At 72.4% G+C, this 11,854-nt stretch carries 7 protein-coding genes; 5 read left to right on the top strand and 2 right to left on the bottom strand.

Annotated elements, in window-relative coordinates; translation table 11 throughout:
• The first annotated feature begins 133 nt into the window (after positions 1 to 133).
• Positions 134 to 652, top strand: coding sequence for a flavin reductase family protein (locus tag ACZ5PB_RS15890; protein WP_468691467.1), 519 nt, complete (start codon positions 134 to 136; stop codon positions 650 to 652).
• Positions 653 to 736: 84 nt separating this feature from the next.
• Here ACZ5PB_RS15890 and ACZ5PB_RS15885 read toward each other — a convergent pair whose 3' ends face one another.
• On the bottom strand, positions 737 to 1,336 hold the full coding sequence (locus tag ACZ5PB_RS15885; RefSeq protein ID WP_468691575.1) for a helix-turn-helix transcriptional regulator: 600 nt from the start codon (positions 1,334 to 1,336) through the stop codon (positions 737 to 739).
• Between the two features lie 154 nt (positions 1,337 to 1,490).
• Between ACZ5PB_RS15885 and ACZ5PB_RS15880 the strand changes: the two genes are divergently transcribed.
• From ACZ5PB_RS15880 to ACZ5PB_RS15865, 4 genes are all read left to right on the top strand, one after another.
• The gene (locus ACZ5PB_RS15880) at positions 1,491 to 2,624 is read left to right on the top strand and encodes an LLM class flavin-dependent oxidoreductase (RefSeq protein ID WP_468691465.1); all 1,134 of its coding nucleotides are present in this window, start codon (positions 1,491 to 1,493) and stop codon (positions 2,622 to 2,624) included.
• 5 nt (positions 2,625 to 2,629) lie between these two features.
• Positions 2,630 to 3,349, top strand: coding sequence for a glucose 1-dehydrogenase (locus ACZ5PB_RS15875; protein ID WP_468691574.1), 720 nt, complete (start codon positions 2,630 to 2,632; stop codon positions 3,347 to 3,349).
• Positions 3,346 to 4,272 carry an alpha/beta hydrolase gene (locus ACZ5PB_RS15870; protein ID WP_468691463.1) on the top strand — a complete coding sequence of 309 codons (927 nt, stop codon included), beginning with the start codon at positions 3,346 to 3,348 and terminating at the stop codon, positions 4,270 to 4,272. The genes ACZ5PB_RS15875 and ACZ5PB_RS15870 overlap by 4 nt, the downstream gene beginning before the upstream one ends.
• Positions 4,273 to 4,416: 144 nt before the next feature.
• Positions 4,417 to 6,030 carry an MFS transporter gene (locus ACZ5PB_RS15865; protein WP_468691461.1) on the top strand — a complete coding sequence of 538 codons (1,614 nt, stop codon included), beginning with the start codon at positions 4,417 to 4,419 and terminating at the stop codon, positions 6,028 to 6,030.
• Here ACZ5PB_RS15865 and ACZ5PB_RS15860 read toward each other — a convergent pair.
• Complete coding sequence (locus ACZ5PB_RS15860) at positions 5,963 to 11,827, bottom strand: WD40 domain-containing protein (protein ID WP_468691459.1); 5,865 nt, start codon at positions 11,825 to 11,827, stop codon at positions 5,963 to 5,965. The genes ACZ5PB_RS15865 and ACZ5PB_RS15860 overlap by 68 nt on opposite strands.
• Positions 11,828 to 11,854 lie beyond the last annotated feature (27 nt).

Raw genomic sequence — 11,854 nt, 5'->3', positions numbered from 1 at the left:
CTCCTACATGCCTACTTGACGTGCGGGCGTGGCCGGTATCCAATCACAGGTGTTTCGGTTAGGCATATACCTAGTAGAAATAAACTGGGCCGGAACGGAACGGACGCCGGACAGACTCCGAGAGGACCAGGCCATGACCACCACCGCCGCACCCAGCCTCGCCGACCCGCACGGCGAGGTCGAGGGGATCGACATGCGGACCGCGATGAGTTCCTTCTGCACGGGGGTCGCGCTGATCACCACCCTGGGCCCGGACGGCCGGCCGACGGGCATGGCGGTGCAGTCGTTCTCGTCGGTGTCGCTGGACCCGCCGCTGGTCTGCTTCTGCCCGGCGCACACCTCGTCGACCTGGCCCCGGATCCGGGAGGCGGGACGCTTCGCGGTGAACATCCTGGGCGCCGACCAGCAGGACCTCTGCCGCCGGTTCGCGGTCACGGGGGCAGACAAGTTCGCCGGGGTGGACTGGACGCCGGGGACGTACGGGGCGCCGCTGATCGACGGGGTCCTGGCCACGATCGAGTGCGACCTTCAGGACGTGCTCGACGGCGGGGACCACGCCATCGCACTGGGCCGGGTCACCAACCTGGCGGTCCACCGCGAGGGCGAACCGCTGGTGTACTTCCGGCGGAGCTACGGCCGGGTGGCCGCCTGAGCGGCACCCCGCACGCCCCGCACGCCCCGCGCCACTCGCCGCACACCCCGAGACCGCGACCCGCGACCCGCGACCCGCACCCCGTTACGAGCGGGAGTCGCGCTCCACTTCCTCGATGTCGGCGAGCATGCCGTCCGCCAGATCGCGCTCCGAGGCGTAGTAGCGCTCGGCCCACTTGAGCGTCAGGGTCGGATAGGCCCAGGCGGCCTCGTCCTTGGCGCCTTCCACGTCGGCGACCGCGCGCCGCCGCATCTTCTCCGCGAACTCCCGGTGCTGCACGAGGACTTCGCGCATCTGCTCGGGCTCCAGGAGATGCCCGAGCCACAGCCGCAGCATCGGCCCGTGCTTCAGCACCGGCGGGTCGACGGGTGCCTCGCGGGCCCATCGGCGTACGGCGGTCATGCCCGGCTCGGTGATCCGGTAGACCCGCTTGTCACGCGTTCCGGTTTCCTGTGCGACCAGGCGCGAGGTGGCGAAACCGGCCTTCTCCAGCCGCTTCAGCTCGCTGTAGATCTGGCTGAACGACGGGCTCCAGTAGAAGAAGCGCAGCGACCAGTCGGACCACTTCTTCAGGTCGTACCCGGACAGCTCCTCCCCGAAGGAGAGCAGTCCCAGCACCGCCCAGCTCGTCGCCGGAAGCCCCGGGAGCGCCTCGCCGGCCTCCCCCGTACCGCCGCCGCGCACCCCGTCGCCCGCTGCTTCCTTCGCTGCTTCCTTCTTCGCCACGCCGCGAAGTCTAAGGGCGAACCGCCCTCACCCCCTTCCCCCACCCACGTATGCCTGCTAGAAGTATTCCTATTAGGAATAACTCAAGGGACAATCCCGGGAGGACCGCCCCATGAAGTTCTCGATGATCTTCGAGGCCCAGCTCGCCGACCCGACCCCGGAACGCGAGCGGCAGGTCATCAACGACTGCGTCGACCAGGCCGTGTTCGCCGAGGAGATGGGGTTCGACCGGATCTGGGCGGTCGAACACCACTCGCTCACCCAGTACGCGCACATGAGCGCCTCGGAGATCTTCCTGACCTGGGTCGCGGCCCGTACGAAGAAGATCCGGATCGGCCACGGCGTCGTCACCATGCCCTTCGGCTACCAGCACCCGGTGCGGGTGGCCGAGCGCGCGGCGATGCTCGACGTCCTGTCCGGCGGCCGGGTCGACATCGGCTCGGGCCGGGGCGCCACACGCCAGGAGATGTCCATGTACGGGGTGAAGCCCGAGGACACCTACCCGCAGATGGAGGAAGCGCTGCGGATCTTCTCGGGCGCCTGGCGCGAGGAGCAGTTCGAGTGGCACGGCTCGATCGACATCGGGCCTGGCGCGATCCTCCCCCGCCCCGTCCAGGACCCGCACCCGCCGCTCTTCATGGCCTGCTCGAAGCACGACACCCTCAAGCTGGCGGCCGAACTCGGCATCGGGGCACTGGTGATGGGCTTCGCGGGCGCCGACGACGTGCGCGAGATGCGCAAGGTGTACGACGAGGCCATCGCCACCCGCAGCGGGGACCGCTTCGTCTCCACCGAGGTCAACAACCACCTCTCCGCGCTCTGCCCGACGATCGTCCTCGACGACGCCGAGCAGGCGCTGCGCATCGGCACGCGCGGCCAGCGCTTCTTCGCCGAGTCGATCGCCCACTGGTACGGCAACGCTCCCGCGCCCACCGGTTACGACGACGCGGACTCGGCCGAGGACCACGTCGCCGCCCTGGCCAAGGACCGCGACCAGCTGGTCGCCAAGCTGCACGACGCCAACATCCCGGCCCGCCCGGTCGACACCGGCACGTACAACGCCGAGCACGCGTACGGCGACGCGCAGACCGCGATCTCGTACGTGGAGCAGCTGCGCGAGATCGGCGTCGACGAGGTGATGTGCCTGATCCAGATGGGCACGGTGCCGCAGGAGGCGTGCATGGAGACCATCCGCCAGTGGGGCGAGACGGTCATTCCCCACTTCAGGGCTCTGGAGGGCAAGTGAGCGGCATGTCGCTGGACGGCAAGGTCGTCGTCGTCACGGGTGCGGCCCGTGGCCAGGGCGCGGCGGAGGCGGCGCTCTTCGCCGAGGCCGGCGCCCGGGTGGTGGTGACGGACATCGCGCAGGACGCGGGCCACGAGATCGCCAAGTCACTTGTCGAGCAAGGGCTGTTCGTACGTCATGACGTGAGCGACGCGGCGAGCTGGGCGGAGGTGACGAAGGCGGCGCTGTCCGCGTTCGGCCGCATCGACGCCCTGGTCAACAACGCGGCACTGTGGCGCACCGCCTCCGTGGAGAAGGAGACCCGGGAGAACTTCGAGGCCCTCTTCCGGGTCAACCTCCTGGGCCCCTTCCTCGGCATCCAGGCCGTGGTGCCCGCCCTCAAGGAGGCGGGCGGCGGGTCGGTCGTCAACATCTCCTCGACGGCCGGACTGAAGGGCATCCCCGGCCATGCGGCGTACGGCTCGACGAAGTTCGGGCTGCGCGGTCTGACCAGGTCGTCGGCGCTGGACCTCGCCAAGTACGGGATCCGGGTCAACTCCGTGCACCCCGGGGCGATCGACACCCCGATGATCGCGAGCACGGCGGGCCGCGACTGGTCGCACCTGCCGCTGGGCCGGATGGGCCGCCCCCAGGAGGTCGGCGAACTGGTCCGCTTCCTGGTCTCGGACGCGTCGTCGTACGTCACGGGTACGGAGTTCACGGTCGACGGGGGGTCGACGGCTTGACGAGGGACGGCGCGCCGGATCCGCTGACGGATCCGCTGACGGGGCGGGCGCGGAAGCTGTGCGATGCGATGTCGGCGGCGTTCCCGGGCCCCGGGGACGCGGCGGCGCTGCGGGCGGCGTCGAAGGCGGGCGGGAACGCACCGACGCGCGAACTCGCATACGTAGAAGATGACTTGGTGGGAACTACACCGGTCCGGGTGTACTCGCCCGACCCCGGCCAGGAGACGCCCCCCGCTGTCGTCGTGTTCGCGCACGGTGGGGGCTGGGTGATGTGTGACCTGGACACCCACGACGGGCTCTGCCGGGAGCTGGCGGCGCGATCCGGTGCGACGGTGGTCTCGGTGGACTACCGCCGGGCCCCCGAGCACCGCTTCCCGGCTGCGGCCGACGACTTCTGGGCGGCCTTGGCATGGGCGTACGAGAAGTGGGGCCGGCCGGTCGTGGTGGCGGGCGACTCCAGCGGCGGCAACCTGGCCGCGTCGGCCGCACTGCGGGCCCGCGACGAGCAACTCCCCCTGATATCCGCCCAGTTGCTGTTCTACCCCGGACTGGACCACCGGCTGGAAGGCGCCTCGGCGAAGGACTTCGCGGAGGGCTTCTTCCACACCACCGCGCACATGCGCTGGTACTGGGAGCAGTACCTGGGCCCGGCCGGTGACCCTTGTGTGCCGTACGCGTCGCCGGGGCTCGCCCCCGACCTCTCGGGGCTGCCCCCTGCCCTGCTCGTCCTGGCGGACTGCGATCCGCTGCGGGACGAAGGGCTGGCGTACGCGCGCGGTCTTGCCCGCGCGGGCACGCAGGCGGAGGTCCACCTCTCCCCCGGGATGTTCCACGGCTTCCTGGGCGGCATCGGTCATCTCCCGGAGGCGACAGCGGCGGTGGAGGCCGCCGCCCGGTGGCTCAGCCGGTCGACGGCGCCTTGAAGTTGAAGGCGGTGAGCGCGAAGAGCCGTTTCCCGGCCCCTTCGTCCGTCAGCTCGATGATCCTGCCGAGGTCTGCGCACCGGCGGCACCGGGCCGCCAACACCCCTTGACCTCAAGTCCGCTTCAGGTCCGAGGATCGTGGCCATGAAGCCGATACGCGTCTCCCGCCCCGCGATCACCTTGCTGGTCGTCCTGCTCGGATACCTCACCCTCCCCATGAGCATGTCCGGCACCACCATCGCCCTCCCCGAGATCGGGCGCGATCTCGACACCTCGGGCCCCGCCCTCCAGTGGGTGGTCACCGGTTACTTCCTGACCGCGTCCGCCGTGATGCTGGTCGCGGGGTCGCTCGGTGACCTCTTCGGGCGGCGGAAGGTGTTCGCGGCGGGGGCCGCCCTCTACACGGCGGGGACCTTCGTCGCGGCCTCCTCGCAGGACATCCTGCTCCTGGACGTGGCCCGCACCCTGGCGGGCATCGGGGCGGCAGGCGTGATGGCGAGCGGTGGCGCGATCCTGGCCTCCACCTTCGAAGGGGCCGCCAGGACACGGGTGTTCGCGGCCGTCGGTACGGTCGCGGGCATCGGCATCGCGGTCGGGCCCTCGCTGGCCGGGCTGCTGGTCGGTGCCTTCGGGTGGCGTACGACGTTCCTGGCGTTCGGGGTCGCCGGGGTGCTGATCGTGTCCACGACGTTCCTGATGCAGGACTCTCGTGCGGCCCGGCGACCGAAGGTGGACGTGCCGGGGGCCGTCACCTTCATCGCGGGGCTCGGGCTCGTGATGTTCTCGATCACGCAGGGCGGGGCGATGCGCTGGGCGGGGCTCGCGGCCGGGGCGGTGTTCCTCGTGCTGTTCGTACGGGTGGAGCGGCGCAGCAGCCATCCGATGCTGGACCTCGGGCTCATCGGCAACCGGGGCTTCATGGGGTGGATCGTCGGCGGTACGGCGGTGGCGATCGGCTCGTCCGGCGTCATGATCTTCTTCCCCACCTACCTCCAGGGCGCGGGCGGCCTCTCCGCGAGCGGTGCGGGGCTCGTCATGCTGCTGATGACCGGGCCCGTCCTCGTGGTCCCGCAGGTGACCGCCCGGCTGATCAACCGGGGCGTCCGCCCGCGCGATCTGGTCGTCACCGCCCTGGCCCTCTCCGCCGCCGGCAACGCCCTGCTGGTGCTCCTCCTCCACCCGGGCATCGGCGCTGCCCATCTGGTGGCCCCGCTCGCCCTGATCGGCACTGCCAACGGGCTCGTCATGGGGCTCGTCGACGGACAGGCGATGGCCATGGTCGATCCGTCCCGGGTGGGCATGGCATCGGGGCTGCTGAACACCGTCCGGGCGGGCTCCAACTCCCTGATGCTGGCGGTCTTCGGGGCCGCGCTGATCGGCCTGCTCCAGGCACGGCTGGGCGACCCCGCGCTGGCGGAGAACGTCGCGGCCGGGAAGCTGGCGGGACCCCGGCACGACGTACTGGCCGGTGAGTTCACGGACGTCTGGCGGATCGCGGTGGGAGTGGTGGCGGTCGTCATGGTCGGGGCCACGCTGCTGGTCCACCGGATGCTGCGCCCGACGGCGGACGCCCCGGCGGCTGCGGCAGACCGGGCTCCCGCGGCCGACGCCACCCCCGCAACCAAGCCCACTCCCGCAGCCAACGCCACCTCCGTAACAGAGCCCACTCCCGTACCCGAGGCGCCGACCGCTACAACTCCTCGCCCAGCGGCAGCCGGTGCACCCCTGGCAGGAACTCGTCCAGCTCCCCGGGCGTGAACCGCGACATCCCGACGACGTGCCAGAACTCGCCGTCCACGTCGCCGTCGCTCTTGTACCCGCCGCCGGGTGTCAGCGCCGCCCACCCGTCCGGTACGCCGATCAGCGTGGCCCGCAGCACCGGCGGCCCGTCCGGGAACAGGGTCCACAGCCGGACCGTGCCGTCCTCGCCGCCACTGGCCAGCGTCCTGCCGTCCGGGGAGAACGCCACCGAGAGGATCCGGCCGGTGTGTCCGGCCAGGTCGGCGAGCAGGGTTCCGGTGTCGGTGTCCCACAGGAGGATGCGGCGGTCGTCCCCGGCGGCGGCCGCGAGCGGGCGGGTGGGGTGTGCGGCCACCGTCCACAGCCGGCCGCCGAGCCCGCGCATCCGGCGGACGGCGGTGCCGTCCCGCCAGAGGATCGCGGTGCCGTCCCAGCCCGCGCTGACCAGCCACTCCCCCTCGGCGCCGGAGCCGAAGGCGACCCCGTACACCCGGTCGGTGTGACCGTCCTCGCCCGCCAGGTCGGCCAGCAGTTCGCCGGTGCGGCCGTCGCAGATCCGTACGTGGCTGTCGTCGCAGCCGGTGGCGAGGATCTCGCTGCCGGGGCGGAAGGCGATGGAGCGCACCCGGCCCCGGTGTTCGTGGAGTTCGGACACGTGGGCGCCGGTGGAGCGGTACCAGAGGCGGACCGAGTCGTCGTCGTTGGCGGTGGCGAGCAGGACGCCGTCGCTGCTGAAGGCGGCCGCCCAGATGTGTTCGGTCTCGGCGTCGAACTCGCGCAGGTACTCGCCGCCGGAGGGGTTCCACAGGTACATGTCGCCGTCGTTGCTCGCGGTGGCGAGGACGGATTCGGCGGGGCTGAAGACGGCGGAGACCAGCCGGTCCCCCCGGCCGACGAGTTCGTGGGTGCGCTGGCCGGTGCGGGTGTCCCAGAGGCGGACCACGCCGTCGTTGCCCGCGGCGGCGAGCTGGCTGCCGTCCGCGTTGAAGACGACGCCCGCGATGCGGCGGCCGTGGCCGCGCAGGATGCGCTTGCCGAGGCCGGTGGCGGCGTCCCAGATGCGGGCGCCGCCGTCGTTGCCGACGGTCAGCAGCTGGCTGTCGCCGGGGCGGAAGGCGCAGGCCCAGGCGGAGCCCCGGTGCTCGGAGGGCTGGCGGGGGCGCAGGGTGACGGTGTGGCCGCCGGTGCGGCGTTCGGCGACGCTCCACACGCGGACCGCGCCGTCGCTGTCGCAGGCGGCGAGGAGCCTTCCCTCGTCGCCGAACAGGACCTGGTAGACGGCTCCGGTGAAGGTCTCCAGGGTGCCTGCGGGGGTGCCGACCACGGGGTCCCAGAGGCGGACCCGGCCCTCGGTGTCGCCGCTGGCCAGGAGGGTGCCCGAGGGGTGGAAGTCGAGGGTGTAGACGCGGCCGGTGTGGCCGGTGAGTTCGTGCAGGAGGCGGTTGTCCAAGGTGCGCCAGACGCGGACGGTGCCGTGTTCGTCCTCGCCCATGTCGGCGGTGGCGTAGCTGCTGCCGTCGGGGCTGAACCTGGCCCGGTAGACCGCCCCCCGGTGCCCTTCGGCCTCGCCCGTGCAGCGGCCGGTCGCCAGGTCCCAGACCCGGACGCGGGCGGCGGCGTCGCCGGTGACCAGGATGCGCCCGTCGGGGCTGAAGACGGTGGTGTAGACGGGTGCGGTGTGGCCGGGCAGCCGGTGCAGGGCGCGCCCCGACGCGGTGTCCCACACCGTCACCAGGCCCTCCCGGTCGCCGGTGGCCAGCCGGTCGCCCGCCGTGTCGAGGGAGAGCGGCCACACCCCGTCGGGATGGATGTCGAGCCGGTGCCTGCACTGCCCGGAGACCGGGTCCCAGAGGCGTACGGTGCCGTCGGAACCGCCCGTGGCGATGATGTCGGGGCGGCACTTCACCGCGTACACCCGGCCCATGTGCCCCTGGAGGGTGCGCAGGGCGAGCCCGTTGTCGGTGCCGCAGAGCAGGACGCCGCCGTCCTCGCTGCCGACCGCGAGGAGTTCGCCGTCGGGGCTGTAGGCGATCGGTTCGGGCAGCCGGCTGGTGCGCATGTCGAAGCCGTACGGGACCCCCACCGCCGACGGCCTGAACCCGGCCTCCACCGGCATCCCCGGGGCCAGTGAGGCCCGGGTCAGCTCGGGTGCCTCGCGTCCGGCGTCGTCGAGGGTGACGTCGATGAGGGCGGCGCGCGGCCAGCGGCTGCCGGACAGTTCGACGCCGCGCAGATTGGCGCGGGTGAGGCGGGCCCGGCTGAGGTTGGCGCCGGTGAGATTGGCACCGGTGAGGTCCGCGCGGTCCAGGCGGGCGCCGGTGAGGTCGGCGTCGGTGAGGTTGGCGCGGGTGAGGTTGGCGCCGATCAGCCGGGTGTCCGTCAGGTCGGCGCCGGTGAGGTCGACGCCGGAGAAGTCGCGGTAGGAGAGGTCCTCGGCGGCGAGCCGGGCGCCGCGCAGATCGGCGTGCGAGGGGACCTTGAGGCGGTTGCTGACGCGTACGGCGTTGGCGCGGGCGGCGTCGTTGACGCCGTGGCCCGGTGAGTCGAGGACGTTGCGGACCCAGGTGACGCACTTCTCGTGGTCGGCCAGGTCGCAGAGGAACTCCACGGAGAGCTGGCTGAGCAGTCCGGTGGAGAGCAGCCCGTGCTGTCCCCGGCCGAGCTGGGCGGCGGCCTCCCTGGCGACCAGCCATTCGACGACCGAGCCGTGGATGAACTGGAACACGCCGTCGTCGCTGCGCACCAGCAGGGTGCCCGCGCCGACCGCCTGCGCGGATTCGTCGACGGTCATCGGGGACTCGGTGAGCCCGGTGAGGGTGTGGGCGGAGACGTCGGTGAGCTCGTCCAGGCGCAGTGCGGTGCGGCCGGACTCCCACAGCCGCAGGGCGAGTGCGGTGACCGCCTTCCAGAGGGCGTCGATGCCGAGTCCGGGCGGGGCTCCCGGGCCGCCCTGTCCGCGCTGTTCCTCGTACCGCAGCCAGGAGGTGAAGACGTCCTCGTACAGCTTCGCCGGGCTGAGTGCGCGGCCCGCGCCCGCGACGGTGCGCAGCTGGTCGGCGGAGAGGTCGGCGACGAAGGAGAGCAGCCGGGGGTTGCGGCAGAGGGCGAGCAGGTCGGGGATGCCCTGGAGGAGGTGGAAGCGCTGTTCGGCGATGTGCTCGTCGCCGTAGGTGTTCCGGAGGTAGGCGTGGATCTGGTGCGGGGTGAATCCGGCGACGGTGAGCACCCGGCGCTGCGGGAGGAGGCCGACCTGTTCGCCGAGTGCGGTCAGGACCTGCTGCTGGTTCTTGAAGTGCTGGGTGCGGCTGCTGACGATGATCTTGGTGTTGCCCACGCAGGCGTCGATGAGGACCTTGAGGTGTTCGGCGGCGCTGTCGTAGCTGACCCGGTTGACCAGTTCGTCGAAGCCGTCGAAGAGGAGCACGACGCGGCCCTGGGCGAGCATGTAGCGCAGGGCGCGCAGGTCGATGGTGTCGACGTGGTGGCCCGCCAGGTGGGCGGCGACCAGACCTTCCAGGCTCTGTGCCCGGTCGAGGGTGTTGAGCGGGATCAGCAGCGGGATCAGGTGCGGGAGCTGCTCGGGGATCCGGCGGGCCAGCTCGCGCAGGGCGAAGGTCTTGCCGTGGCCGAAGTCGCCGAGGAGCAGGACGAAGCGGCCGTGGTCGGAGTCCAGGAGCTCCATCATCGCGTCGAGCAGCCCCTCGCGTTCCTCGCCCGCCCGGGCGTCCTGGCGGGAGGTGTCGCGGTAGCGCTGCGGGAGGTAGAGGTCGGGGGCGTACTGGCCGCCCTCGTGCAGGGCCGCGGTCTGCGCGGCGACGTGTCCGCGCAGGTCAAGGAGTCCCTGGAACTGGAGGAAGCTGCGCAGCAGTACCCGTACGCCGTGCCGGGCGGCCCGCTCGCGCAGGCTCGGCGGCGGGGCCGCTCCCGCGTACACCAGGACCGCTTCGGCGTCGGTGCCGGTGGCGTGCACCTGGGCGGTGAACCGGTCGAGTTCCTCCTCGGTGGGGGTGCCGGGGTGGACGGCGATGCGCTGCTGGCGCACGACGCCCTCCTCCTGCCAGGTCGCCAGGATCTGCGCCATGTCGGCGGGCGACCTGCGGGCCGCGTCGCGCAGGCTGACCCCTTCGCGGCGGACCCGGCAGATCTCCTTGACCCGCTCCGCCAGGGAGTCCACCGGGTGCTCGGCGCCCTCGGGGTCGGCGTTCTGCCCGGCCGGTGCCTGCGGGAAGTCGACGTCCGGCAGATCGGGTACGGGAAAGACCCGCGCGGTCCGCCGCCAGTTCGCGGCGAACGTCTCCGGCTCCCCGGCGGGCCGGTCCGCCCAGCGGGTGGCCCCGGCGGCGGTGACCTTCAGGAGCTGGAAGCGGGCGGGTGCGGCGGCCCCGAAGAGCTGGAGCGGCACGGCGCTCTTGCGGTCGCCGGGTGCGGCGAGCTCGGCCCTGCTGGGTTTGCCGGTGGTGGTACGGGGACCTCCGGTCGGGCCGTGCAGCAGCAGGTTGAGGCGGGGGGCGGCGAGCCGGGCGAAGGTGTCCGCGTCGCGCAGCGCGCCGGGACCGCCGGGGGCGTCGCCGGGCCGGGGTGCGGCGGTCAGCGGGTGGCGCAGGGCGCCGACGCGGAGCCAGCCCTCGGACTCGTACCGGCGCAGCGCCTCGGCGAACCAGGCGGCCTGGTCGCGGCCGATCAGCCCGTACTGCTCCTCGGGGCGGTGGCTGTAGGCGAACGAGGAGTTGAACCCGGCGACGACGGTGTTCAGTTCGGGCACCGGGAACAGGGTCCAGGGCTGGTCGCTGTCGAAGACGGTGTCCAGGCCCTGGTAGAGGCTGCGGAAGAGGCGGGTGTAGTGCCGCCACTTGGGCCAGTACGGGGGCAGCGGGGCCACCTCGTCGGCCTCGCAGGTGTGGAAGTAGCCGAGGCAGGCGGCCTGGCTGACGTCCTGGGCGCCGGGCACCACCACGACGCGCTGCGGCGGCAGTTCCAGGTGCGAGCGCAGTGCGGTGAGGAAGCCGAGGGCCTGGTCGCACTCGCGGGGGCTGCCGGACGCGGTGAGGTCGCCGGTGACGACCAGGAGGTCGGGGTCGGGGGCGCCCGCGTCGCGCAGCTCGATCAGGTCGCCGCGCACCTCGCGGGCGAGGGTCTCCGGTTCCCGGCCGCGCCCGAAGTCGGGGCCCGCCAGGTGCAGGACGGTCACCTCGCCCTGGCCGCCGCGCCCGCCGTCGGAGAGCGGGTAGGCGGGCGCCTTGGCGGGGCGGCGGCGGCCGGCCCAGCCGGGGCCGCCGAGTCTGCTGGGACCCGGGAGGTCGGGGAGGTCCGTGGGGGCGGTGTCGCGGGGGGCTCCGCTGCCGGGGAAGCCGGGGCGGCGGGCGGGCCTGGCGTTGCCTTCGAGGGCCTGCCCGATGCGGGTCATCAGCATGCCGCGCGCGGTCTCGGGGTCGGTGACCCCGACGAGGTCGACGTACGTGAGGGTGGCGAGCAGTCCCTCGATGGGGGTGTCCTCCACCCGTACGGTGAGCAGCTTGCGCTCCGGCGACTCGGGCGAGGCCCGCAGCGCCGCCTGCCACTCCATACGGCCGTAGGTGGAGCGGGCGTAGTGCCGGGAGAGGATGGCGATGACGGCCGCGGACTGGCTGACGCCGCGGTCCATGAAGTCGATGAAGTTGGTCCCGGCGACGAAGTCCCAGGCCTGCACCAGGGTGCTGTACCCGGCGTCCTCCAGGGTGCGCGCTATCCAGGCGGCCCATTTCTCGTCGGCCGGGGAGTAACTGATGAAGAAGTCCAACTCGCCTGTTCTGCTGCCGAGTTCACCGCTCGTCGCCATGTGCCTCATGGTAGGGGGGAGGGCCCC

This window comes from Streptomyces sp. NPDC032721 (assembly GCF_055579625.1).
Note: the sequence above shows the minus strand (reverse complement) of the source record. Positions and strands in the feature narration are given on the sequence as shown.

Coding starts and splice junctions, on each gene's coding strand:
- ACZ5PB_RS15890 (WP_468691467.1), top strand. CDS start 134: ATGACCACCACCGCCGCACCCAGCCTCGCCGACCCGCACGGCGAGGTC.
- ACZ5PB_RS15880 (WP_468691465.1), top strand. CDS start 1,491: ATGAAGTTCTCGATGATCTTCGAGGCCCAGCTCGCCGACCCGACCCCG.
- ACZ5PB_RS15875 (WP_468691574.1), top strand. CDS start 2,630: ATGTCGCTGGACGGCAAGGTCGTCGTCGTCACGGGTGCGGCCCGTGGC.
- ACZ5PB_RS15865 (WP_468691461.1), top strand. CDS start 4,417: ATGAAGCCGATACGCGTCTCCCGCCCCGCGATCACCTTGCTGGTCGTC.
- ACZ5PB_RS15860 (WP_468691459.1), bottom strand. CDS start 11,827: ATGGCGACGAGCGGTGAACTCGGCAGCAGAACAGGCGAGTTGGACTTC.